This window comes from Agromyces mediolanus (assembly GCF_014648575.1).
Classification (GTDB): Bacteria; Actinomycetota; Actinomycetes; order Actinomycetales; family Microbacteriaceae; genus Agromyces; species Agromyces mediolanus.
Genome location: NZ_BMRJ01000001.1, coordinates 661,892 through 684,569, shown reverse-complemented (window position 1 = coordinate 684,569; position 22,678 = coordinate 661,892). Strand labels below are relative to the sequence as shown.

The 22,678-nt window shown below is 73.1% G+C and carries 21 protein-coding genes and 1 tRNA gene; 12 read left to right on the top strand and 10 right to left on the bottom strand.

All coding sequences use genetic code 11. The features are described 5' to 3' along the window. Nucleotides 1–17 precede the first annotated feature (17 nt). The 6 genes from IEY71_RS03160 to pstB all read left to right on the top strand — a co-directional run bounded on the left by IEY71_RS03160 (nt 18) and on the right by pstB (nt 7,350). On the top strand, nt 18–2,189 hold the full coding sequence (locus tag IEY71_RS03160; protein WP_189083833.1) for an RNA degradosome polyphosphate kinase: 2,172 nt from the start codon (nt 18–20) through the stop codon (nt 2,187–2,189). Further along, nucleotides 2,186–3,133 (top strand): NUDIX hydrolase, encoded by a 948-nt coding sequence (locus IEY71_RS03155; RefSeq protein ID WP_229781502.1) that lies wholly within the window; start codon nt 2,186–2,188, stop codon nt 3,131–3,133. The genes IEY71_RS03160 and IEY71_RS03155 overlap by 4 nt, the downstream gene beginning before the upstream one ends. Nucleotides 3,134–3,272: 139 nt before the next feature. Next, nucleotides 3,273–4,364 (top strand): phosphate ABC transporter substrate-binding protein PstS, encoded by a 1,092-nt coding sequence (pstS, locus tag IEY71_RS03150; RefSeq protein ID WP_189083832.1) that lies wholly within the window; start codon nt 3,273–3,275, stop codon nt 4,362–4,364. A gap of 102 nt (nt 4,365–4,466) precedes the next feature. Then, the gene (gene pstC / locus IEY71_RS03145; protein ID WP_189083831.1) at nt 4,467–5,411 is read left to right on the top strand and encodes a phosphate ABC transporter permease subunit PstC; all 945 of its coding nucleotides are present in this window, start codon (nt 4,467–4,469) and stop codon (nt 5,409–5,411) included. Next, nucleotides 5,411–6,520 (top strand): phosphate ABC transporter permease PstA, encoded by a 1,110-nt coding sequence (gene pstA / locus IEY71_RS03140; protein WP_189083830.1) that lies wholly within the window; start codon nt 5,411–5,413, stop codon nt 6,518–6,520. Before pstC ends, pstA begins: the two co-directional genes overlap by 1 nt. Before the next feature lie 50 nt (nt 6,521–6,570). After that, nucleotides 6,571–7,350, top strand: a complete 780-nt coding sequence (gene pstB / locus IEY71_RS03135) for a phosphate ABC transporter ATP-binding protein PstB (RefSeq protein ID WP_189083829.1) — start codon at nt 6,571–6,573, stop codon at nt 7,348–7,350. Nucleotides 7,351–7,454: 104 nt separating this feature from the next. Here the strand turns inward: pstB and IEY71_RS03130 are convergent, their stop codons facing one another. From IEY71_RS03130 to IEY71_RS03120, 3 genes are all read right to left on the bottom strand, one after another. Beyond that, nucleotides 7,455–8,342 (bottom strand): aminodeoxychorismate lyase, encoded by an 888-nt coding sequence (locus IEY71_RS03130; RefSeq protein WP_189083828.1) that lies wholly within the window; start codon nt 8,340–8,342, stop codon nt 7,455–7,457. 240 nt (nt 8,343–8,582) lie between these two features. Continuing rightward, nucleotides 8,583–9,221 carry a DNA-directed RNA polymerase subunit beta gene (locus IEY71_RS03125; protein WP_189083827.1) on the bottom strand — a complete coding sequence of 213 codons (639 nt, stop codon included), beginning with the start codon at nt 9,219–9,221 and terminating at the stop codon, nt 8,583–8,585. 31 nt (nt 9,222–9,252) lie between these two features. Continuing rightward, entirely contained in the window at nt 9,253–9,789 is a 537-nt protein-coding gene (locus IEY71_RS03120; RefSeq protein ID WP_189083826.1) for a hypothetical protein, read from the bottom strand. A gap of 6 nt (nt 9,790–9,795) precedes the next feature. Between IEY71_RS03120 and IEY71_RS03115 the strand changes: the two genes are divergently transcribed. After that, nucleotides 9,796–9,867: transfer RNA gene (locus tag IEY71_RS03115), tRNA-Lys, on the top strand. Between the two features lie 124 nt (nt 9,868–9,991). Here the strand turns inward: IEY71_RS03115 and IEY71_RS03110 are convergent. Next, complete coding sequence (locus IEY71_RS03110; RefSeq protein ID WP_189083825.1) at nt 9,992–11,032, bottom strand: LLM class F420-dependent oxidoreductase; 1,041 nt, start codon at nt 11,030–11,032, stop codon at nt 9,992–9,994. 194 nt (nt 11,033–11,226) lie between these two features. Between IEY71_RS03110 and IEY71_RS03105 the strand changes: the two genes are divergently transcribed. Beyond that, nucleotides 11,227–12,405, top strand: coding sequence for a MarP family serine protease (locus IEY71_RS03105; protein WP_189083824.1), 1,179 nt, complete (start codon nt 11,227–11,229; stop codon nt 12,403–12,405). A gap of 54 nt (nt 12,406–12,459) precedes the next feature. Here the strand turns inward: IEY71_RS03105 and IEY71_RS03100 are convergent, their stop codons facing one another. After that, the gene (locus tag IEY71_RS03100) at nt 12,460–13,389 is read right to left on the bottom strand and encodes an aldose 1-epimerase family protein (RefSeq protein ID WP_189083823.1); all 930 of its coding nucleotides are present in this window, start codon (nt 13,387–13,389) and stop codon (nt 12,460–12,462) included. Nucleotides 13,390–13,453: 64 nt separating this feature from the next. Next, nucleotides 13,454–14,272, bottom strand: coding sequence for a DeoR/GlpR family DNA-binding transcription regulator (locus tag IEY71_RS03095; RefSeq protein ID WP_189083822.1), 819 nt, complete (start codon nt 14,270–14,272; stop codon nt 13,454–13,456). A gap of 83 nt (nt 14,273–14,355) precedes the next feature. On the opposite strand from IEY71_RS03095, the gene galT reads away from it, so the two are divergent. Together galT and galK are read left to right on the top strand one after the other, a co-directional pair. Then, on the top strand, nt 14,356–15,492 hold the full coding sequence (gene galT / locus IEY71_RS03090) for a galactose-1-phosphate uridylyltransferase (protein ID WP_189083821.1): 1,137 nt from the start codon (nt 14,356–14,358) through the stop codon (nt 15,490–15,492). Further along, the gene (galK, locus tag IEY71_RS03085) at nt 15,489–16,655 is read left to right on the top strand and encodes a galactokinase (protein WP_189083820.1); all 1,167 of its coding nucleotides are present in this window, start codon (nt 15,489–15,491) and stop codon (nt 16,653–16,655) included. The genes galT and galK overlap by 4 nt, the downstream gene beginning before the upstream one ends. A 12-nt stretch (nt 16,656–16,667) precedes the next feature. On the opposite strand, the gene IEY71_RS03080 is transcribed toward galK, so the two are convergent. Further along, nucleotides 16,668–17,153, bottom strand: coding sequence for a YbaK/EbsC family protein (locus IEY71_RS03080; protein ID WP_189083819.1), 486 nt, complete (start codon nt 17,151–17,153; stop codon nt 16,668–16,670). A gap of 60 nt (nt 17,154–17,213) precedes the next feature. Here IEY71_RS03080 and IEY71_RS03075 point away from each other — a divergent pair, with 60 nt between their 5' ends. Then, complete coding sequence (locus tag IEY71_RS03075; protein WP_189083818.1) at nt 17,214–18,503, top strand: APC family permease; 1,290 nt, start codon at nt 17,214–17,216, stop codon at nt 18,501–18,503. A 9-nt stretch (nt 18,504–18,512) separates the two neighbouring features. Next, entirely contained in the window at nt 18,513–19,049 is a 537-nt protein-coding gene (locus IEY71_RS03070) for a gamma carbonic anhydrase family protein (RefSeq protein ID WP_189083817.1), read from the top strand. On the opposite strand, the gene IEY71_RS03065 is transcribed toward IEY71_RS03070, so the two are convergent. The 3 genes from IEY71_RS03065 to IEY71_RS03055 are packed head-to-tail and all read right to left on the bottom strand — an operon-like array spanning nt 19,012 to nt 22,486. After that, nucleotides 19,012–20,328: a DUF6716 putative glycosyltransferase gene (locus tag IEY71_RS03065; protein ID WP_189083816.1), complete on the bottom strand. Its 1,317-nt coding sequence runs from the start codon at nt 20,326–20,328 to the stop codon at nt 19,012–19,014. The two genes, IEY71_RS03070 and IEY71_RS03065, sit on opposite strands and share 38 nt — an antisense overlap. Beyond that, nucleotides 20,325–21,194 carry an N-acetylneuraminate synthase family protein gene (locus IEY71_RS03060; RefSeq protein ID WP_189083815.1) on the bottom strand — a complete coding sequence of 290 codons (870 nt, stop codon included), beginning with the start codon at nt 21,192–21,194 and terminating at the stop codon, nt 20,325–20,327. Before IEY71_RS03060 ends, IEY71_RS03065 begins: the two co-directional genes overlap by 4 nt. Beyond that, on the bottom strand, nt 21,191–22,486 hold the full coding sequence (locus IEY71_RS03055; RefSeq protein ID WP_189083814.1) for an acylneuraminate cytidylyltransferase: 1,296 nt from the start codon (nt 22,484–22,486) through the stop codon (nt 21,191–21,193). Before IEY71_RS03055 ends, IEY71_RS03060 begins: the two co-directional genes overlap by 4 nt. Nucleotides 22,487–22,678 lie beyond the last annotated feature (192 nt).

Genomic DNA, 22,678 nt, shown 5'->3' with positions numbered 1-22,678 from the left:
GGTGGCATGATGGCGGGATGACGGACATGATCGACGAGGACCGCACGTCGAGCGACTTCGACGACGACTTCGAGCCGTTCGACCTCGAGGGCGCCCCCGAGCTGCCCGCCGAGCGCTACCTCGATCGCGAGCTCAGCTGGCTCGCCTTCAACCAGCGCGTGCTCGAGCTGGCCGAGGATCCGCTGCAGCCCGTCCTCGAGCGCGCGAACTTCCTCGCGATCTTCGCCTCCAACCTCGACGAGTTCTTCATGGTGCGGGTCGCCGGCCTGAAGCGCCGCATCGACACCGGGCTCGCCGTGCCGACGAACGTCGGCCGCTCCCCCGTCGACGTGCTCGACGACATCTCCCGCGCCGCGCACGAGCTGCAGGAGCGCCACGCCGCGGCCTACCAGGAGCTCGTCCGCCCGGCCCTCGCCGACCAGGGCATCCGAGTCGTGCGCTGGACCGAGCTCGCCGACGAGGAGCGGGCTCGGCTGCGCGAGTACTTCTCGCTGCAGATCTTCCCCGTGCTGATGCCGCTCGCGGTCGACCCGGCGCACCCCTTCCCCTACATCTCGGGGCTCTCCCTGAACCTCTCGGTGCGCGTGCGCAACACGAAGACGGGCCGCCAGGAGTTCGCCCGCGTGAAGGTGCCGCAGATGCTCCCCCGCTTCGTCGCGGTCGGCACGGGCGACGGCTCCGACGACGGCCGCTACCTCACCCTCGAGGACCTCATCGCGAACCACCTCGGCGACCTGTTCCCCGGCATGGAGATCGTCGAGCACCACGTGTTCCGGGTGACCCGCAACGAGGACGTCGAGGTCGAGGAGGACGAGACCGAGAACCTCATCCAGGCGCTCGAGAAGGAGCTCCGGCGACGCCGATTCGGCCCGCCGATCCGGCTCGAGGTCACCGACGACATGGACGACGTCACCCTCGGCCTCCTCGTGCGCGAGCTCGACATCACCGAGCGCGAGGTCTACCGCCTGCCCGCGCCGCTCGACCTCGGCGGCCTGTTCGACCTCGCGCGGATCGACCGCCCGGAGCTGCACTATCCGCCGCGCGTGCCGACGACGCATCCGCAGCTGCAGCCGAGCGAGCCGAACCGCCCGGCCGACATCTTCAAGGCCGTCTCGCGGCGCGACGTGCTGCTGCACCACCCCTACGAGTCGTTCTCGACGAGCGTCGTCGCCTTCCTCGAGCAGGCCGCCGCCGATCCCGACGTGCTCGCGATCAAGCAGACCCTGTACCGCACCTCGGGCGACAGCCCCATCGTCGAGGCGCTCATCGACGCCGCAGAGGCAGGCAAGCAGGTGCTCGCCCTCGTCGAGATCAAGGCGCGCTTCGACGAGCAGGCGAACATCAGCTGGGCGCGCAAGCTCGAGAAGGCCGGTGTGCACGTCGTCTACGGCCTCGTCGGGCTGAAGACGCACTGCAAGCTCGCGCTCGTCATCCGCCAGGAGAAGGGCGGGCTGCGCCACTACAGCCACATCGGCACGGGCAACTACAACCCCAAGACGAGCCGCATCTACGAAGACCTCGGGCTGCTGACCGCCGACGACCAGGTCGGCAAGGACCTCACCCGGCTCTTCAACGAGCTCTCCGGCTACGCGATCGAGAAGAAGTTCAAGCGGCTGCTCGTGGCGCCGCTGCACCTCCGCAAGGGGCTGCTGAAGCTCATCCAGGCCGAAACCCGCGCAGCCGAGGCGGGGCGCCCCAGCCGGATCCGCATCAAGGTCAACTCGATGGTCGACGAGGCGATCATCGACGCGCTCTACCGGGCCTCGAACGCGGGAGTCCCCGTCGAGGTCTGGGTGCGCGGCATCTGCAGCCTCCGCCCCGGCATCCCCGGGCTCAGCGAGAACATCACGGTGCGCTCGATCCTCGGCCGCTACCTCGAGCACTCGCGCATCTTCTCCTTCCTCGGCGACGGCGACCCGCAGGTCTACATCGGCTCGGCCGACATGATGCACCGCAACCTCGACCGCCGCGTCGAGGCGCTCGTGCGGCTCGTCGACCCCGAGCACCTGCTCGAGATCGAGTCCCTGTTCGACCGCGGGATGGACGAGCGCACGAGCTCCTGGCACCTCGACGGCGAGGGGGTGTGGACGCGCCACTCCCTCGACGCCGACGGGCGACCGCTCGAGGACCTGCAGAATAGCCTCATGCAGCAGATGGCTCAGCGTCCGCGCTCCGGGAAGCGCCGGTGAGCCCGGCGGTGCAGACGGCGGTGTACGCGGCGGGGGCCGTGTGCTGGCGCCTCATCGACGGCCGGGTGCACGTGCTCGTCATCCACCGCACCGTCTACGGCGACGTGACGATCCCGAAGGGCAAGGTCGACCCGGGCGAGACGCTGCCGCAGACCGCCGTGCGCGAGATCGCGGAGGAGACGGGGCTCGGCGTCGCGCTCGGCGTGCCGCTCGGCATCTCCCGCTACCCGCTGCCGTCCGGCCGCGAGAAGGTCGTGCACTACTGGGCGGCCGAGGTCAGCGAGCGCGCGGTGCAGCGCTCGACGTTCCGCCCGAACGGCGAGGTCGCCGCGCTCGAGTGGGTCACGATCAAGCGGGCGCGCGGCTACCTCAGCTACCAGCCGGACGTCGAGATCCTGGATGCCTTCGCGGCGCTCGTCGATCAGGGGGTGCTCGGCACCGTGGCGCTCACGGTGCTGCGCCACGCGAAGGCGCTCGGCCGGAGCGAGTGGGACGGCCCCGACGAGGCGCGCCCGCTCGCGGAGCGCGGCGTGCAGCAGGCCGCCGGCCTCGCCGCCACGCTCGCGGCGTGGGGCCCGAAGCGGATCGTCTCGAGCCCCGCCGTGCGCTGCGTGACCACCGTCGCCCCGCTCTCGGCGGCGATCGGCGTGCCGATCAAGCGCGACGCCGGCCTCTCCCAGGACGCCTGGGACGCCGGGACCGCCGAGATCCGCCGCGTCGTCGGCAAGCGCGTCCGCGTCGGCAAGCCCGCCGTGCTGTGCACGCACCGCCCGCTGCTGCCGGACGTGCTGCGCGAGTTCGCGCTCGCCACGGGCACCCCGATCGGCGACTACGCGAGCGACGCGGCGAAGCTCGAACCGGGCGCGTTCAGCGTCGTCCACCTCTCGGCGACGAACCCGTCGTCGGGCATCATCTCCATCGAGACGCACGCGCCGCGCGGATGAACCGCATCGCGCGTTGACGTCCCGTTCACCTGCCGTTCACCAATGGGGCGAATGCTGGTCATCCGAGGCGCTTAGCGTCACCAGCATCGGGCCGGAGCACCGACCCGGAACCTGCAAACGATCCCCTGAAGGGAACACAGTGAACGTCTCACGTCTCGGCCGCGCCGCGGTCGTTGCCGCTGTCGCCGCCGTTGCGCTCAGCTCCTGTGCCGCGAACGAGGGCGGCTCGACCGCCCCCTCGGAGTCGGCCTCGTCGCTCTCGGGCACCATCAACGCTGCGGGCGCCTCGTCGCAGGGCTCGGCCCAGGAGGCATGGGTCGCCGCCTTCCAGACGGAGAACCCCGACGTCACCATCAACTACGACCCCTCGGGCTCGGGTGCCGGCCGCGAGGCCTTCATCGCCGGCGGCGTCGACTTCGCCGGCTCGGACTCGTTCCTCAACGACGACGAGCTCGCCGGCACCTTCGCCGCGTGCGCCCCCGACACCAAGGCCATCGACCTCCCGGTGTACATCTCCCCGATCGCCGTGATCTACAACGTGGAAGGCGTCGACGAGCTGAACCTCGACGCGGCCACCCTCGCGAAGATCTTCAAGGGCGAGATCACCACCTGGAACGACCCGGCGATCGCCTCGCTCAACCCGGGCGCGACGCTCCCCGCCGCGAACATCACCGCCGTGCACCGCTCGGACGACTCGGGCACCACGAAGAACTTCGCGGACTACCTGAACCAGAACGCCCCCGAGGCCTGGGACCAGAAGCCGTCCGACACGTTCCCGTACCAGGCCGGTGAGGGCGCCCAGGGCACCTCGGGCGTCGTCGACGCCGTCACCAACGGCGTGAACACCATCGGCTACGCGGACGCCTCGCGCGCCGGCGACCTCGGTGTCGCGAACATCAAGGTCGGCGACGAGTTCGTCGGCTACACCGCCGAGGCCGCTGCCGCGGTCGTCGCCGAGTCGCCCCTCGTCGAGGGTCGCGAGGCGAACGACCTCGCCATCGCGCTCGACCGCAAGACCACGGACCCGAGCCACTACCCGCTCGTGCTCGTGAGCTACGCGATCGTCTGCCAGGAGTACGCGGACGCCGAGCAGGGCGAGCTCGTGAAGAACTACGTCGGCTACCTGGCGAGCGAGGCCGGCCAGGCCACCGCCGCCGAGCAGGCCGGTTCCGCCCCGCTCTCGAGCGAGCTGGCCGACAAGGTCGCCGCCGCTCTCGAGTCGGTCAAGTAACGCGATCGCCGGTCCGGTCGGAGCCTCCGCTCCGGCCGGGCCGGCTCGCCGCGGTCACGCGGCACCTCCCCCGACGGCCCACCTCCTGGAAAGAACCCGGCCATGACGACAGCCCCCGCGGCCCCCGCCATCAAAGCGAAGCAGCGCCCCGGCGACCGTGTGTTCTCCACCGCGACCGTCGTGTCCGGCAGCCTCATCCTCGTCACGCTCGCCGCGGTGGCGATCTTCCTCGTCGCCCAGGCCTTGCCCGCCTTCACCGCGGAGCCGACGGCCTTCAAGGGCGACGCCGAGAACTTCTGGCAGTACGTCGGCCCCCTCGTCTTCGGCACCATCTGGGCCGCCGCCCTCGCCCTGCTGATGGCCGTGCCCGTCGCGATCGGCATCGCGCTGTTCATCTCGCACTACGCGCCGCGCCGGCTCGCCCAGGCGCTCGGCTACGTCATCGATCTGCTGGCCGCCGTCCCCTCGGTGGTCTTCGGCCTCTGGGGCATCACCGTGCTCGCCCCGGCCGTGCAGCCCTTCTACACCAGCCTGACCGAGTGGTTCGGCTGGTTCCCGCTCTTCGCCGGGCCCGTCTCGGGCACCGGCCGCACGATCCTCACCGTCGCCATCGTGCTCGCCGTGATGATCCTGCCGATCATCACCGCCCTCAGCCGCGAGGTCTTCCTGCAGACGCCCGTGCTGCACGAGGAGGCGGCGCTCGCGCTCGGCGCAACCCGCTGGGAGATGATCAAGCTCGCGGTGCTGCCGTTCGGCCGCCCCGGCATCATCTCGGCCTCGATGCTCGGCCTCGGCCGCGCGCTCGGCGAGACGATGGTCGTCGCGATGGTGCTCTCGCCCGCCGCGGTCATCAGCTTCGCGGTGCTGCAGTCGCAGAACCCGACCACGATCGCCGCGAACATCGCCCTGAACTTCCCCGAGGCCCACGACATCGGCGTCAACATCCTCATCGCGACGGGTCTGATCCTCTTCGTCATCACCCTCGCCGTCAACATGCTCGCGCGGTACATCGTCGAGCGCCGCAAGGACTTCTCGGGAGCCAACTGATGAGCCTCACCGTCACCCCGCAGCAGGCGCCGACGGGCCGCAGCACCGGCCCCATCGCCAACACGCTCACCGCGGGCAAGCTGCCCCGCTTCGCCGCCCTCTGGGTGCTCCTCGGCTGCCTCGCCGTCACCACCGCCTTCTTCGTGATCCTCGCGGCGGCGAGCGGGACGGGCTTCAACATCGCGGCCGCGGTGTTCCTCGGCGTCGTGCTCTACGGCATCGTCATCTGGGTGCTCTCCCGGGTCGTCGAGGGCACCCGCAAGGCGAAGGACCGCCTCGTCACCGCGCTCGTCTCGACCGCGTTCACGATCGCCCTGCTGCCGCTCATCTCGGTCGCGTACACGACGATCGCGAACGGCATCCCCCGCTTCGACGTGCAGTTCTTCAGCGAGTCGATGCGCAACGTCGTCGGCGCCGGCGGCGGCGCCCTGCACGCCATCATGGGCACCCTGCTGATCACCGGCATGGCCGCGCTCATCTCGGTGCCGGTCGGCCTGCTCACCGCGATCTACCTCGTCGAGTACGGCCGCGGCAAACTTAAGCACGGCATCACCTTCTTCGTCGACGTGATGACCGGCATCCCCTCGATCGTCGCCGGCCTGTTCGCCTTCGCCCTCTTCGCGCTGTTCACCGGCGACCCCGGCATCCGGATGGGCTTCGGCGGCGCGGTCGCGCTCTCGGTGCTGATGATCCCCGTCGTCGTGCGCTCCTCCGAGGAGATGCTGAAGCTCGTGCCGAACGAGCTGCGCGAGGCGAGCTACGCGCTCGGCGTGCCGAAGTGGCTGACGATCGTGAAGGTCGTGCTGCCCACCTCGATCGCCGGCATCATCACGGGCGTCATGATCGCCATCGCCCGCGTCATCGGCGAGACCGCGCCGCTGCTCATCATCGCCGGCTTCACCACGAGCATGAACTACAACCTGTTCGAGGGCCGGATGATGACGCTCCCCGTCTTCGTCTACACCCAGTACATGAACCAGGGCACCGACGTGCAGGCGTACATCGACCGCGCCTGGGCCGGTGCGCTGACGCTCATCCTCATCGTCGCCCTGCTGAACATCGTCGCCCGCGTCGTGTCGAAGCTCTTCTCGCCGAAGACCGGCCGCTGACCGGCCGCCCACCGCCATCCGCCCGAGCCCCCAGAGAGAATCGAAGCCACGTGTCCAAGCGCATCGAAGTCAACGACCTGAACGTGTACTACGGCAGCTTCCGCGCCGTCGAGGGCATCACCCTCGAGATCGAGCCGCGCACCGTGACGGCGTTCATCGGCCCCTCCGGCTGCGGCAAGTCGACCTTCCTCCGCACCCTGAACCGCATGCACGAGGTCATCCCCGGCGCCCGCGTCGAGGGCGAGGTGCTGATCGACGGCAACAACCTCTACGGCCCGGGCGTCGACCCCGTGCTCGTGCGTCGCCAGGTCGGCATGGTGTTCCAGCGGCCGAACCCCTTCCCGACGATGTCGATCAAGGAGAACGTGCTCGCGGGCGTGCGGCTGAACAACCGCAAGCTGAGCAAGTCGGACGCCGACGACCTCGTCGAGAAGTCGCTGCAGGGCGCGAACCTCTGGAACGAGGTCAAGGACCGTCTGGACCGCCCTGGCTCCGGCCTCTCCGGCGGCCAGCAGCAGCGCCTCTGCATCGCCCGCGCGATCGCCGTGTCGCCCGAGGTGATCCTGATGGACGAGCCGTGCTCGGCGCTCGACCCGATCTCGACCCTCGCCATCGAGGACCTCATCGAGGAGCTGAAGCAGGAGTACACGATCGTGATCGTGACCCACAACATGCAGCAGGCCTCGCGCGTGAGCGACAAGACCGCGTTCTTCAACATCGCGGGCACCGGCAAGCCGGGCAAGCTCATCGAGTACGCCGACACCACCACGATCTTCTCGAACCCGACCGTCAAGGCGACCGAGGACTACGTCTCGGGCCGCTTCGGCTGAACCGGCCATCCGGCACTTCGAGCGGATGCCTCGGCGCGATCGGCGCCGAGGCATCCGTCGTCTCCGGGGCGCCCGCCGCGCCGCGTGCGTGCGGCGGTGCGGCGTCAGTCGCGCGGGCTCAGCAGGTACTCGTTGAAGGCGCGGGTCTCCTCGGCGTCGAACGGCACGGGCACGCCGTCGAGCTCGGTGAGGCCCGCGGCGAGCCGGACGCTCGAGACGAGCCAGATGGCGTCGGCACTCGCGAGCTCCGCCGCCGGGATGTCGCGGTACGCCGTGCGGTGGCCGAGCTCGCCGAGGTGCTCGAAGAGGCTCAGCTGCGTCGTGCCGTGCAGGATGGCCCCGCTCGGCGCGGGGGTCGAGTACTCGTCGCCGTGGCGGAGGATGACGCTCGAGGTCGGCCCTTCCATCACGAAGCCGTCCGAGGAGACGAAGATCGCGTCGTCCGCGCCGCGCCGCTTCGCCTCGCGCAGCGCCGCCATGTTGGTCGCGTAGCTCAGCGTCTTGGCGCCGAGCAGCAGCCACGGGGCCGTCGCCGCCGCGTCGTGCGCGAGCCCGCGGTCGAGGGTGACGGCGCGGACACCCCGCTCGCGCGGTGCGCTGAAGTCCGCCGCCGGAGCGGCCGAGAGCCAGGCGGTCGGCGCGGGCCCGTGCTCGACCCCGCGGCTCAGCACGAGCTTCATCGCGAACTCGCCCTCGGCGGGCAGCGCCGCGGTCGCGCGCTCGATCGCGGCGTGCCACTGCGCGAGGTTCGGCTCGGGGAGCTCGCAGATCGCGGCGGAGTTGCGCAGCCGCTGCAGGTGCGGCTCGGCCTCCTGGGCGTGCCCGTTCACGACCGCGAGGGTCTCGAAGATGCCGTCGCCGCGCTGCGTCGAGAGCTCGCCGACGCGGAGCGCGGGCGCCGAGGCGTCCACCTCGCGGAACGTCGACTCGAGGTCGGAGGTGAGGTCGTCGGCGGCGAGCGGCTCGATGAGGAGCGTCACGGTGGCGGGCATGCTCCGATCGTACGCGCCGCCTGCCCCACGGCCGACGGCGCAGGCCCCGAAGACGGGAAATGCCGGGCCGCAGAACGCCTCTCGGCGCGAGGCCGCTCGAAGCGGCGAATATTGGAGCCCGGGGTTACTGCGGCCCGGCACATCGAGTGTAACGGACCTCGGGGGCCGGGTATTCCGCGCCCGCGGAGTGCTCGCGCCGGGCGCGGCGCACCCGCCGGACGCGGCGCACCCGCCGGACGCTCAGTCGAGCGCGTCGCGGCGCCAGAGCTTCGCGCACGCCGTCAGCTCGTCGGAGAGCTCGGTGAGGCGCAGCGCGCGGCGGGTGAACGACGCCGGACGGTCGGGGTGCACCGCGTCGGCGGCGTCCGCATCGTCGGCGAGGCTCGCGAAGCCGGCCGCGGCGACGCGACCGAACGCTGCGGCCCGGTCGAGCGCGACGGCGAAGTCGCCCGCGAAGACGCCGTGCAGGATCCGGTCGGCGAGCTCGATGACCTCACCGGGGCCGGCCGGGACCGGTGCACCGGCCACGACCTGGTCGATGGTGTGCGAGACCTCGCTGCCGCGCCGGTAGGCGAGGCTCAGCGTCTCGGAATCCTGCCGGATGAGGGTGCGCAGCAGGTAGATGCGCCAGAGCGCCCCGGGCAGGCTCTTCGCGGACGACCTCGACCACAGTTCGGCGATCGCGTCGATGCCGTGACGGTCGGTGTACGCCACGAGGCGGGACACGATCTCGGGGTCGGGATCGCTGCGCACGCGGGCGAGCAGCGCCGCCGCGGTGTCGTGGGCGACCCGGTTCAGCTGGGCCGGGTCCTCACCGCCGAGGAACGCCTCGAACATGCCGGGCGGGAATTTGGTAGGGCGGTGGAAGCTGGAGGCCATTCCGGCAAGGATACTCGCCGCAGCCGGCCGCTCACCCGGGATCGGGGAGATCGCGCAGCTCGTCGTCGCGTTCGCCCTCCTCGGACGCGGCCTCGCCTTCGCCCTCGTCGGCCACCCGCTGCATGAGCGCCGTGCGCCAGTCGTTGCCGAGCCGTTCGTAGGTGACCTTCGCGTGGCAGTTCCGGCAGCGCACCTCGCACTTCGCGATCTCGACCATGACCCGCGCGACGGAGTAGCCGTTCTGAGCCAGGCGCATGACTTCTGCGGATTTGTCGCAGTTCTCGCGATGATCGAAATCGAGCACGCGCACGTCGCCCTCGCCGCAGTCGACGCAGGGGTTCGCGAGCAGGTACGTTCCCACCGCCTCGAGCGCGAGGCTGCGTTGCACCGCCTTTCGCGCCATGATCACGCGGACGTGGTACTCCCGGTTCTTCGCGTAATACCGGCGGGCTTTCAGCCGATTGCACTCGCGACAGATCGTCGCGAGCCCGTCTCTGGAGGCCCGGCGAACGGTGTACTCGGCGAGTGGCTTAGACTGCTTGCAGCTCGTGCAGGTCTTCTGCGCCATGCATCAGCCCCCGTAGCTCAGAGGCAGAGCAACTGACTTTTAATCAGTGGGTCGGGATGTCGGAATTCCCCGGGGGCACCGAGTACCGCCCGGATCCGCCGACCGAGCTCCGATCGTGTCGGTGCGCTTTCGATCCTTCTGCAGTCGTCCAGAGCGACCACCTCCTGGATCGAACGTATCTTCGACCACCGACACCCGGCCCTCAGCCGACGAGGCGACGGAAGCCGGCCATGAGCGCCACGCGCTCGGCCGAGCTGCGCGCGAGCGGCGTGACCGTGAGCGTCGTCACCCCGGCCTCGGCGAAGGCGGCGACCCGTTCGGCGACGTACGACGCCGGGCCGATGAGCGAGATCGCGCGCACGAGCTCGTCCGGCACCGCGGCGACCGCCTCTTCCTTCCGGCCCGCGAGATAGAGCTCCTGGATGCGCGCCGCCTCCTCGGCGAAGCCGTAGCTCGCCACGAGGTCGTTGTAGAAGTTCTTGCCCCTCGCGCCCATGCCGCCGACGTAGAGGGCGAGCTGCGGCTTCACGAGCGGCAGCACGTCCTCCGGCCGCTCGGTGATGGCGAGCGCCGGGCTCGCGAACACGTCGAGCGGGGCGAGCCCCGCCGGGCGCCGGGCGGTGCCCGCGGCGAGCGCGTCGCCCCACACCGCGCCCGCCCGCTCCGGGTGGAAGAACATCGGCAGCCAGCCGTCGGCGATCTCCGCGGTCTGCTCGACCGACTTCGGGCCGAGCGCGGCGACCGTGATGGGGATGCGCTCGCGCACGGGGTGGTTGATGAGCTTCAGCGGCTTGCCGAGCCCGGTGCCCTCCCCCGCCGGCAGCGGGATGCGGTAGTGCCGCCCCTCGTGCACGACGGGCTCGCGCCGCCAGGTCGCCCGGCAGATCTCGATGATCTCGCGCGTGCGGCCGACCGGGGCGTCGTAGCGCACGCCGTGGAAGCCCTCGATGACCTGCGGCCCTGAGGCGCCGATGCCGAGCTCGAACCGGCCGCCGGAGACGTAGTCGAGCCCCGCCGCGGTCATCGCGGTGAGCGTCGGCGTGCGGGTGTACAGCTGCAGGATGCCGGAGGCGAGCGTGATCGTCGAGGTGCGCGCCGCGAGGAAGCCGAGCTGGCTGACCGCGTCGAAGGAGTACGCCTCGGGGACGGCGACGAGGTCCACGCCGGCGGCTTCGAGCTCGCCGACCTCGTCGGCGACCTCCGCGAATCCGCCCGCGTAGTTCAGGAACATGCCGACCCGCATCCAAGCCTCCTCGCCGGGTGCGCCCCGGCCGGTCCGGGGCACGCCCGAGGCACGCGGCCCCGGGCACCACGACGATAGCCGAGCGCCCGCGCCGAGGCATCCGCCTTGTCGACCGCCGCGTCCTCAGCGGTTCCCGAGCCGGGTGCGAGAGGGTGGAACCCACAAACGCGCCGTGTGCGCAACGGAGGTGACGGATGGGCTGGAGCCTGCTACTCGACGTGCTGCTCGTGCTGATCGGCATCGGCGCGCTGGTGAACGGCTGGCGCGCCGGGCTCCTGCGCACGGCCGCCGGACTCGTCGGGCTCGTCGCGGGCGGCGTCGCCTCGTGGTTCGCGATGCCGTGGGTCGGCTCGCTTGTCGCCGCGCCCGAGTGGCGCGCGCCCGCGGTGATCGCGACGGCGGTGCTGCTGCTCGCGATCGGCGCCTCGATCGGCGCGGCGCTCGGCCGGCTGCTGCGCCGCGGCGCCCGGGCCGTGAAGCTCGGGGTGGTCGACCGCATCCTCGGGGCGCTCGGCAATCTGCTCGTCACGGCCTTCGTGGTCGCGCTGCTCGGCTCCGCCGTCCAATCGATGGGCGTGCCCGTGCTGTCGCCGGCGGTCGCCGGCTCGCAGGTGCTGCGCGGCCTCGAGCGGGTCACGCCAGAGCCGGCGCGGGCGCTCCTCGCGGAGATCCGCACCGCGGCGCTCGGGCAGGGCGTGCCGTGGCTCGTCGACGTGATCGGCGGTCCGACGGCGGCGCCGGCGCTGCCGAGCGACGGGCCGTCGGGCGACGCGGTGAACGCGGCGACGGCCTCGGTCGTGCGCATCACCGGCACGGCGTTCCAGTGCGGCAGCACGCTCACCGGTTCCGGCTTCGTCGTCGCGCCGAACCGGGTGGTGACGAACGCGCACGTGGTCGCCGGCATCGACGAGCCGATCGTCGAAGCGCCGGGTCGGGGCGCCGTCGCGGGCCGGGTCGTCGCCTTCGACCGGGAGGCCGACCTGGCGCTCATCGCGACCGATCCGCTCGACGTCGCACCGTTGCCCCTCGCCGGCACGCCCGAGCCCGGGACGGCGGTCGGCGTCGCCGGCTACCCCTTCGGCGGCCCCTTCACGCTGCGCTCGGGCTCGGTGATGTCGACGGGGCCGCTCACCATCGTCGAGGGCGACCGCACCACGACCCGTGAGGTGACGACGTTCGCGGCGCAGGTCGATCACGGCAACTCTGGCGGCCCGCTGCTCACCGGCGCCGGCGAGGTCGCGGGCGTCGTCTTCGCGAAGTCGGAGTCGGTGCAGAACGTCGGCTTCGCCGTGCCGATCGACGTGCTGAGCCCGCTCGCCGACGCGGCGCCCTCGCTCGAGGACCCGGTCGGCACGGGCAGCTGCGCGCGCTGAGGGCGAGCTCCGGCGCGGACGACGCCGCGCACCGGCGCCCGGCGACCGCCTGCGTCAGTCGGCGGTGAAGCCCCGGAAGCGGATGCCCCAGCTGAGCTCCCACTGCTCGCCCGGCCCCAGCCAGCGCAGCCCACGGCCCGAGTTGAACGCCTCGGCGGGCGCCGTCATCGGCTCGATCGCGATCGCGAGCTCCTCGCCGGGGAAGCGGTCGGTCGTGTACGCCTGCACGTAGGCGAAGTCGTCGTCGGCCCACACGGCCACGCTGCGGCCGTCGGGCGCGGTCAGCACGTGCTCGATCACGCCGTCCTCGTCGGAGGCGAGCTCGCCGAAGGCGTCGTCGAGCGAGAGCTCGCCGACGCGCCGGCCGTCGCGGAGGTCCCACGGAGTGCCGTCGACGGGCACCTCGCCGGTGGGCAACTTGCGCTCGTCGACCTCGATGTGGCTGTCGGCCTCGATGCGCAGCTCGAGCTCGGCCGTCGGCACGCCGCCGATCTTCACATAGGGGTGGGTGCCGAGCGCCACGGGCGCGGCCTCCGCGCCGACGTTCTCGAGCCGGTGGGTGACCCGCAGCCCGTCGGAGACGAGCTCGTAGTGCACCGCCGTCTCGATGAGGAACGGGTACCCGGTCTGCGGGAAGATCGTCGCCTCGAGGGTCACGGAGTCGCGGTCCTGCGCGACGACCCGGTACTCGGTGAAGCGGAGCAGGCCGTGGATCGCGTTGCCGAGGGCCGGCTCGGTGATGGCGAGCTGATGATCGACGCCGTCGTGGCTCCAGCGGCCGTCGCGGATGCGGTTCGGCCACGGGGCGAGCACGATGCCCGCGGCGGCCGGCGGGGTGCGGTCCTCGCCGAAGGTGGGCACCAGCTCGATCCCGTCGAGGCTGAGCGCGCGCAGCCCGGCTGCGACGGTGGTCACGACGGCGGTGAGCTCTCCGCTCGACGTCGAGGTCTCGAGGACGAGCTGTTCGCCCGTTGGGAGGGTCATGCTTCCACCATATGCGGACCGGCCGGGTCGGCGCCGCCCCGCCCGGCGCCGGCTGCCCGCGCGCTCAGCCGGCGAGCCGCACCGGCAGGCCGGTCGCCTCGAGCTCGGCGACGAGCGCGGCGGGGGCCGAGGCATCCGTCACGAGCGCGTCGAACGCCTCGAGCGGGGCGATGCGGCCGAGATGCACCTCGCCGAGCTTGGAGCCGTCGGCGAGCAGGATGCTGCGCGCGGACGCCTGCACCATGAGGGCCTTGACCTGCGCCTCGGGGAGGTTCTGGTTCGTGGCGCCGCGCTCCGGGTGGACGCCGTTGCAGCCGATGAAGGCGAGGTCGACGTGCACCTCGTCGAGCATGGACGCGGCGAGCGGATGCACGAGCGAGTGCTGCCGGGGCCGGAGGGTGCCGCCGGTGACGACGACGGAGAACCGCGGGATCTCCGGTTCGAGCTCGAGGGCGATGGCGAGCCCGTTGGTGAAGATCGTGACGTCCTCGAGGTCCCGCCTGGCCCGGAGGGCGCGCGCGAACTGCAGGCACGTGGAGCCGACGTCGAGGAGCAGGCTCTGGCCGCTCGACACGAGTGCGGCCGCGGCCTCGCCGATGCGCTGCTTGGGTGCGACCGAGGTCTCGAGGGCCTCCTCCAGGCTCGGCTCGCGGGCTGCGCGCACGGCCTCCCCCGCGGGCACCGCGCCGCCGTGGACGCGGCGCACGGCGCCGACGCGTTCGAGCGCGTCGAGGTCGGCGCGGGCGGTCACGCTCGTCACGCCGAACGCGGCGGCGAGGTCGGCGACCCGCACGAATCCGCGCTCGTCGAGCAGCGCGCGGGTGAGCTCGCGGCGCTCGGCGACGTCGTGGCGGTTCGCGGCGTCGCTCGGCTCGGCAGGCATGGTCGCCATTCTTCCGCGCCCGGCAGACCTTTGCAATACGCAAGTCACTTGTTTGCCAAACGAAAGTTCCGTACAGTAGCGCCGTGACCGCCCTCCCCGTCTCCGATCCGCGCATCGCCGTGCACCGCAGCACCCTCTCCGACGGCCGCGAACTGCTCTACTTCGACGACGCCGACACGACGCTGCCGCCCGGTCGGGCCGTCGACGAGCGCGAGCTCGCCCCGCGCCCGGCGACCGCCGAGATGCGTCAGGACCCGCTGAGCGGCGACTGGATCTCCATCGCCGCCGCCCGCCAGCACCGCGTCGTGCTCCCGCCGGCCGAGCTCGACCCGCTCGCACCGCAATCGCCCGGCAACCCCTCGGAGATCCCGAGCCGCTACGACGTCGCGGTGTTCGAGAACCGCTCCCCCTCCTTCGGGCCCGCGCTCGCCGCGCCGGACGCCGACCCGGCGGCGGCGCTCGCCGCGACGCGCGAGATCGGCATCGAGCGCACGCTGCCCTCCCTCGGCCGTTGCGAGGTCGTCTGCTTCAGCCCCGAGCACGAGGGCTCCTTCGGCACGCAGTCCATCTCCCGCGCCCGCACCGTCATCGAGGCCTGGGCGCACCGCACCGCCGAGCTGCGGGCGCTGCCCGGCGTGCAGCAGGTGTTCCCCTTCGAGAACCGGGGCGAGGCGATCGGCGTCACGCTCGGCCATCCGCACGGCCAGATCTACGCCTACCCCTACGTGACGCCGCGCACCCAGCGGCTGCTCGACGCGATCGCGACCGCGGGCCCCGGGCTCATCGCCGACGTCGTCGCCCGCGAGCTCGACGGCCCCCGCGTCGTGCTCCGGGGCGAGCACTGGAGCGCGTACGTGCCGTTCGCCGCGCGCTGGCCGATCGAGGTGCACCTCGTGCCGCACCGGCACGTGCCCGACCTCGCCGAGACCTCCCTCGCCGAGCGCGACGAGCTCGCCGTGGTCTACCGGCGGCTGCTGCGCGGCGTCGACGCGCGCTACGGCACTCCGACGCCGTACATCGCGGCCTGGCACCAGGCGCCCGTGCACGAGCACCGCGACGAGGTGCGGCTCACCCTGCAGCTCACGAGCCCGCGCCGTGCCGCCGACAAGCTGAAGTTCCTCGCCGGCTCGGAGGCCGCGATGGGAGCATGGATCGGCGACGTGCCGCCGGAGGCGCAGGCCGAGGCGCTGCGCGCCGCGATCGAAGGAGTGGATGCATGACCGGGACCGATCTCGTCGAGCGCGCCGCCGCCGGGCTGAAGGACCGCTCCGGCCGCCCGCCCGCCGGAGTCTGGAGCGCGCCCGGCCGGGCGAACCTCATCGGCGAGCACACCGACTACAACGACGGCTTCGTCTTCCCCTTCGCGATCGACCGGCGCGCGGCCGTCGCCCTCGGCGACCGGGACGACCGCGCCGTCCGGGTGTCGAGCTCGTTCGCACCGGATCCGGTCGTCGTGCACCTCGACGAGCTCGACCCCGACGCGCAGCACGGCTGGTCCGCCTACCCGCTCGGGGTGGTGTGGGCGCTCCGCGAGTTCGGCGCCGACCTCGCGCACGCCCGCGGGGTCGACCTCCACCTCGAGTCGGACGTGCCGGTCGGCGCGGGCCTCAGCTCCTCCGCCGCGATCGAGTCGGCCGTCGCGCTCGCGCTGAACGAGCACTGGGGCCTCGGCTTCGACCGGCCGACGCTCGCCCAGGTCGGCCGGCTCGCCGAGAACCGGGTCGTGGGTGCGCCCACCGGCATCCTGGACCAGTCCGCCGCCCTGCTCGCGGAGGCCGACGCCGGCGTCTTCCTCGACTGCCGCAGCCTCGACGCCGAGGTCGTGCCGCTCCATTTCGCCGAGGCCGGGCTCGCCGTGCTCGTCGTCGACACCCGCGTCGAGCACGCGCACGCCACCGGCGGCTACGCGGCGCGGCGCAGCTCCTGCGAGGCGGGCGCCCGGGCGCTCGGCGTGCCGAGCCTGCGCGAGCTGCCGGAGCGCGAGCTGCCCCGGGCGCGCGAGCTCCTCGACGACGAGACCTTCCGCCGGGTGCGGCACGTGGTCACCGAGAACCGGCGCGTGCTCGACACGGTGCGCGCCCTGCACGAGGGCGGTCCGGCCACGATCGGCGCGCTCCTCGACGCCTCGCACGCCTCCATGCGGGACGACTTCGAGATCTCGACGCCCGAACTCGACCTCGCCGTCGAGACGACCCGGGCGGCCGGGGCGATCGGCGCGCGGATGACGGGCGGCGGCTTCGGCGGCTCCGCCATCGCGCTCGTGCCGCTCGCCCGCGTCGAGGAGGCGGCGGGCGCGGTGCGCGCCGCGTTCGCGGCCGCAGGCCACCGGGAGCCGGGCACCTTCACCGTCGTGCCCTCGCCGGGCGCGCGGCGCGAGCGCTGACCCGGGAGGCGGTCAGGACCGGGGCGGCTCGACCGGGTGCGGCGTGCCGCCGGTGATGCGCACGAGTTCCTCGAACGTCGTCGGGAACACGGTCTTCGCGTGCCCGGCGGCCGCCCACACCTCCGGATACTCGGCCAGGTGCACGTCGACCAGGGTGCGCACGGGCGCGGGATGGCCGACCGGGGCGACCCCGCCGATGACCTGACCGGTGGCCTCCTTGACGGTCTCCTTCGAGGCGCGCCGGATCGTGCCGCCGAGCGCCTCGCCCAGCCACTCGGTGTCGACCCGGTGCGCCCCCGAGGTGAGCACGAGGATCGGCTCCTCGTCGATCGTGAACACGAGCGAGTTCGCGATCTGGCCGACCTCGATGCCGAGGGCGTCGGCGGCGAGCTGGGCGGTCGTGACGGCGTCGTCGAACCACTGGATGCGCGGCTCGACGCCCTGGGCGGCGAGGGCGGCGGCGACGCGATCGACGGCGGGATGCGTGGGGTCGGTCATGGCACGATCCTACGGAGCGCACGCCGCGTTGTGGACACCCCGGTGCACTAAGGTGCGAGCGTGACCGCCCCCTCCCCCTCGCCGCTCGCCCGCCGACTCGGCCTCCGCGACGCCGTGGCCATCGGCCTCGCCTCGATGATCGGCGCGGGCGTGTTCGCGGTGTGGGCGCCGGCTGCGCGGGCCGGCGGCGACTGGCTGCTGCTCGGCCTCGCGCTCGCCGCGCTCGTGGCCTATGCGAACGCCAGCTCGACGGGACGGCTCGCCGCCCGCTACCCGGAGTCCGGCGGCGCCTACCGCTACGGGCGGGAGGAGCTCGGAGTCTGGCCGGGCTTCCTCGCCGGCTGGGGCTTCGTCATCGGCAAGACGGCCAGCTGCGCGGCGATGGCCATGACCGCGGCCGCGTACCTCGTGCCCGCCGAGTGGCAGAAGCCGGTCGCGATCGCCGCCGTCGTGCTGCTCTCCGGGCTGAACCTGCTCGGCATCACCCGCACCGCGCGGGCGGCGACCGTCATCGTCGCCGCCGTGCTCGCCGTGCTCGCCCTCGTCGTCCTCGCGGGCCTCTCCGGGCTCGCCTCGGGCGACGCGGCGGGACCGCTCGCCTCCGAAGCAGCCACCGGCCCCTACGGGGTGCTGCAGTCGGCCGGACTGCTGTTCTTCGGCTTCGCCGGCTACGCCAGGATCGCGACCCTCGGCGAGGAGGTGCGCGCGCCCGAGCGCACCATCCCCCGGGCCATCGCGATCGCCCTCGGCGTCGTCGTGGCACTGTACGCGCTCCTCGCGGTGGTGCTGCTGCAGGCCCTCGGTGCCGGCGGCCTCTCCGCAGCGGGCGCCGCCCCGCTCGCCGAGCTCGTCGGCCGGAGCGGCTGGGGCTGGGCCGTGCCCGTCGTCGGGGTCGGCGCGGGACTCGCGGCGCTCGGCGCCCTGCTCGCCCTCATCGCGGGCATCGGCCGGACAGCGCTCGCGATGGCCCGCGACGGCGAGCTGCCGCGCGGCCTCGCGGCCGTGCAGTCGCGGACGCAGGTGCCGTACGCCGCCGAACTCGTCGTGGCGACCGCGATCATCGCCGTCCTGCTCGTCGCGGACCTCCGCGAGGCCATCGGCTTCAGTTCCTTCGGCGTGCTCCTCTACTACCTCGTCGCGAACCTCGCGGCCCTCCGGCTGCTCGGCCGCTCCAGCGGATCGCCCGCCACGCGCCGTGCCCGCCAAGGCCTCGCGGTCGTCGGCGCGCTCGGCTGCGTCGTCCTCGTCGTGACCCTGCCGCCGCTCGCGGTCGCCGGCGGCGTCGCGGTGTTCGCCCTGGGGGCGCTGTTCCGGGCCATCCGACTCCGCCTCGCGCGCCCGGCCCCGTAGGATTCGAGCATGCCCGTCGATGCCGCCGCCCTCGTCCGCCCGCTCGCCGGAATCGGCAGCCCCTCGATCGACGACACCGCCTTCGTCGCAGCCGGCGCCGTGATCGTCGGCGACGTGCGTCTCGAGGCGCAGTCGAGCGTCTGGTACAACGCGGTGCTCCGCGCCGAGGCGGCCCCGATCGTGCTCGGCGCGCGAGCGAACCTGCAGGACACCGTCGTCTGCCACGTCGATGCCGGCTTCCCGCTCACCGTCGGCGAGGGCGTCTCCGTGGGGCACGGTGCCGTGCTGCACGGCTGCACGATCGAACGGGACAGCCTCGTCGGCATGAACGCGACGGTGCTGAACGGCGCCGTCATCGGCGAGGGCTCGCTCGTGGCCGCCGGCGCCGTCGTGCTCGAGGGCACCGTCGTGCCGCCCGGCTCGCTCGTCGCCGGAGTCCCCGCGAAGGTGCGCCGGGAGCTGAGCGAGGAGGAGCGCGCCGGCATCCGCCGGAACGGCGAGGCCTACCTCACGCACCTCGCGGAGCATACGGCGCCGAACGCGTGACGGCGGCGCGCAGCCGCCGCGCCCGTCGCAGCAGCCAGCGCGCCGGGAGGGCGACGACCATCGCCGCCGCTCCTGCCGGCGTGCGGTCGTAGTCGCCGAGCATCCGCTTGCGCTCGTAGGCCCGACGGAGCGCCCCGCCGACGAGGTTGTGCCGCCGCCTGGGCACGGGCAGCGGCCCGCGCTCGCGGGCGGCGACGAGCCGGTCGAGCTCGTCCTCCCAGTCGTCGTGCTCCTCGCCATGGAAGTAGTTGTCGCCGAGCCATCCGGCGTCGGGCTGCCGCCACCGGCCCGCGGCGAGCTCCGCCGCGTCACCGAAGAGCCCGCTGCCCTCGAACACGGTGTTGATCTGCTTCGGGCCGATGCCGAAGTCCTCGAGCAGCAGCACCGGCACGCCCACGGCGATCGCCTCGAGCACCGCGGTCGAGCTGACGGTGACGAGCGCCGCCGCCGACTCGAGGTGGCCGGACATGGGGCCGTCGCGGACGACGAGATTCGGCGGCAGCCCACCGCCCGTCAGCGCCAGGAGCTCCGGGGGCGGGTCGGCGAGGAGCTCGCCGAGGTCGAACTCCTCGGCGTGCGTCTGCGCCTCGCCCGGCCGCGCCCGCACCTTGAGCACGACGTGATGGTCGGGGTGGGCGCGTGCGGCGCGGGCGAGCATGCCGAGCAGACGCACCCGCTCCTCGAAGCCGGCCGGCACCTTCGCCTGCACGGCGAAGAGGAGCTCGTTCCGCTCGGGCCCGACCCAGGCGCTCGGCGGAACGGCCGCGAGGAACGGCAGCGTGGCGAGGCCGAAGCGCATGGCGACGCCGAGCGCGCGTGCGTTGGCGGCGAACTCGCGCAGCTCGCGGCGGCTGTGCAGCACGACGAGGTCGACGAGCTCGCGGTAGACGATCGCCTTCGGCTCGGCCGGGATGGTGAGACCGGGGAAGCCGGAGACGAGCACCGGCCGGTTCGGGAGCCCTGCGATGCGCCCCGCGACGACGCGCACGAGCGGCCCGCGCAGGGCGAGCAGCACCGCGTCGGGCGGATCGGCGGCGAGCCGGGCGAGCAGTGCGTCGAGCTCGAGCGTGCGCACCTCGGCCGGGGCGAAGCCGGATCCCGCCAGCGCGGCGTCGAGCTGCCGTGCGCTCGGCAGCACGGGTGAGGCGAGCAGCACGACCTCGCTCGCCCAGGCTCCCGCGACGCGGCCGGCGAGGGCCGCGCCCCACTTCGCGTACGAGTCGCTGTCGGCGACGACGAGCAGCCGGCGCGCCGGCGCCGCCTCCCCGTCGCCGCTCACACGAGCACCCGGCGCAGCTTCGCCTTCGGCGCCTCCTCGCCGGGGAACACGCGCTTCACGCCGTCGCCCATCGCGGTCTCGATGATGCGGATGTCTCGGACGAGGTGCTCGAGGCCCTGCGGTTCGAGGGAGGCGGCGTGGTCGCTCCCCCACATCGCCCGGTCGAGCGTGATGTGCCGCTCCACGGCCACCGCGCCGAGTGCGACCGCGGCGAGCGAGATCTGCAGGCCCCGCTCGTGCCCCGAGTAGCCGACCGGCACCGGGTAGCGCAGGGCGAGCGTGTCGATCGTGCGCAGGTTCGCTTCCTCGGCCGGCATCGGGTAGCTCGAGGTGGCGTGCATGAGCAGCAGCTGCGAGGTGCCGAGGGTGACGACGGCGCGGTCGATCTCCTCGAGCGTCGACATGCCGGTCGAGAGGATCACGGGCTTGCCGGTCGCGGCGATCGCGCGCAGCAGCGGGACGTCGGTGACCGACGCGGAGGCGACCTTGAAGGCCGGCACGTCGAGCTCGTCGAGGAAGGCGACGGAGGGCTCGTCCCACGGCGAGGCGAACCAGTCGAGGCCGCGGAGGTCCGCGTAGCGGGCGATCTCGAGGTAGTCGTCTCGGGAGAGCTCCACCCGACGTCGGTAGTCGAGGTAGCTCATGGTGCCCCAGGGCGTCTCCCGCGGCACGTCCTTCATGTGCTCCGGCGTCGCCAGCTCCGGCGTGCGCTTCTGGAACTTCACGGCCTGGCAGCCGGCCTCGGCCGCGACGTCGATGAGCCGCTTCGCGAGGTCGAGCTCGCCGTTGTGGTTCAGGCCGATCTCGGCGATGACGTAGACGGGCAGGCCGGTGCCGACCTCGTGACGACCGATGCGCACGCTCATGTCAGGGCTCCTTCAGTTGCGGGGTCGGGCTCGGCCTCGACGGCCGAGCCTCCGGACGGGGTGGGCGGGGCGGCGGGGGCATCGGCGGCCGCCCCCACGGCCGCGCGCCCAGCCAGGACGGCGTCGGCCAGCTCTCGGACCGCGCCGTCACCACCCCGCCGGCTGAGGACGAGGCGCGCCAGACGGCGCACCTCGGGGATCGCGTCGGCGACCGCGACCGGCCAGCCCGCGAGGGCGAGGGCCGGCACGTCGCCGAGGTCGTTGCCGAGGTAGGCGATGCGATCGAGCCGGATGCCTCGGCGCTCGGCCCAGTCGGCGAGCGCGGCGCCCTTGTCGGCGACGCCCTGCAGCACCTCGACGCCGAGCTTCGCGGCGCGGGCCCCGACGACGGGGTGCCGCTCGGCCGAGAGGATGAGCACCGGGACGCCCGCCGCGCGCAGCCGGGCGACGCCGGCGCCGTCGCTGCGGCTCACCCGGACGAACTCGACCCCGTCGCCGCCGACGATCGCGGTGTCGTCGGTGTGCACGCCGTCGAAGTCGGTGACGACGGCGTCGACGTCGAGCCGCGGGCGCCAGGCGCCGCCGTCGAGCGTCGGCGCGAGCGCCTCGGCGATGGCGAGCTCGGCGGGGCCGTCGATCTCGAGCGCGTGCGCCTCGGGCACGAGCTGCACCTCGACGCGGCCGAAGAAGCGGTGCCCGGCGGTGCGGAAGCCCTCGACCCGCAGCACGTAGAAGGCGCCCGTCTCACGGAATTCCGGCTCGCGGTCCTGCCGTCGGAGTCGCCGGGCGGTGTCGTGGTTCACGCCCGTCGCGCCGGCCGAGGCATCCCGCCGCCAGAGGAAGGCGTGGCTCTCGACCGCGGAAAAGACGACGTCGGCCTCGCCGGCGAGCACGCGGGCGACCGCGAGGTCGAGGTCGTCCGGGTCGATGAAGGGCGAGGTGGCCTGGATGAAGACGAGCACCTCGGGGTCGCTGCCCGCGAGGGCGAGCTGGTCGAGCGCGTGCAGCAGCGCGCGCTCGGAGCTGGCCGAGTCGCCGGCGAGCTCGACCGGCCGGGCGATCGTCTCGGCGCCGGCGTCGCGCGCGGCCCCGGCGATCGCCGCGTCGTCGCTCGTGACCGCGACCCGGTCGATGAGCGCGGCCGCCGACGCGGCACGCACGGCCCGGGCGACGAGGGGCACCCCGCCGACTGGCGCGAGGTTCTTGCCGGGCAGGCCCTTGGAGCCGCCGCGCGCCGGGATCACCGCGACCACCGAGGGGCGGTCGGCGGGGTCGGTGCGCTCGCGTGCCATGGGGCGACGGTACGTCGCCGTCGTGGCGGTGGGGTGGCCGCCCGGTGAACACTCCGCGCCGCGGCCCCCTGACCCGTCGACGCGCCTGGTTCGCTGAGCCCGTCGAAGCGCCCGGTGGTTCGCTGAGCCCGTCGAAGCGAGCCCGTCGAAGCGCCTTGGTTCGCTGAGCCCGTCGAAGCGAGCCCGTCGAAG

Excerpts from the sequence above, each read along its gene's own strand:
- IEY71_RS03160 (WP_189083833.1), top strand. The coding sequence starts at position 18 with ATGACGGACATGATCGACGAGGACCGCACGTCGAGCGACTTCGACGAC.
- pstC (WP_189083831.1), top strand. The coding sequence starts at position 4,467 with ATGACGACAGCCCCCGCGGCCCCCGCCATCAAAGCGAAGCAGCGCCCC.
- pstA (WP_189083830.1), top strand. The coding sequence starts at position 5,411 with ATGAGCCTCACCGTCACCCCGCAGCAGGCGCCGACGGGCCGCAGCACC.
- IEY71_RS03130 (WP_189083828.1), bottom strand. The coding sequence starts at position 8,342 with ATGCCCGCCACCGTGACGCTCCTCATCGAGCCGCTCGCCGCCGACGAC.
- IEY71_RS03125 (WP_189083827.1), bottom strand. The coding sequence starts at position 9,221 with ATGGCCTCCAGCTTCCACCGCCCTACCAAATTCCCGCCCGGCATGTTC.
- IEY71_RS03120 (WP_189083826.1), bottom strand. The coding sequence starts at position 9,789 with ATGGCGCAGAAGACCTGCACGAGCTGCAAGCAGTCTAAGCCACTCGCC.
- IEY71_RS03110 (WP_189083825.1), bottom strand. The coding sequence starts at position 11,032 with ATGCGGGTCGGCATGTTCCTGAACTACGCGGGCGGATTCGCGGAGGTC.
- IEY71_RS03105 (WP_189083824.1), top strand. The coding sequence starts at position 11,227 with ATGGGCTGGAGCCTGCTACTCGACGTGCTGCTCGTGCTGATCGGCATC.
- IEY71_RS03100 (WP_189083823.1), bottom strand. The coding sequence starts at position 13,389 with ATGACCCTCCCAACGGGCGAACAGCTCGTCCTCGAGACCTCGACGTCG.
- IEY71_RS03095 (WP_189083822.1), bottom strand. The coding sequence starts at position 14,272 with ATGCCTGCCGAGCCGAGCGACGCCGCGAACCGCCACGACGTCGCCGAG.
- galK (WP_189083820.1), top strand. The coding sequence starts at position 15,489 with ATGACCGGGACCGATCTCGTCGAGCGCGCCGCCGCCGGGCTGAAGGAC.
- IEY71_RS03080 (WP_189083819.1), bottom strand. The coding sequence starts at position 17,153 with ATGACCGACCCCACGCATCCCGCCGTCGATCGCGTCGCCGCCGCCCTC.
- IEY71_RS03070 (WP_189083817.1), top strand. The coding sequence starts at position 18,513 with ATGCCCGTCGATGCCGCCGCCCTCGTCCGCCCGCTCGCCGGAATCGGC.
- IEY71_RS03060 (WP_189083815.1), bottom strand. The coding sequence starts at position 21,194 with ATGAGCGTGCGCATCGGTCGTCACGAGGTCGGCACCGGCCTGCCCGTC.
- IEY71_RS03055 (WP_189083814.1), bottom strand. The coding sequence starts at position 22,486 with ATGGCACGCGAGCGCACCGACCCCGCCGACCGCCCCTCGGTGGTCGCG.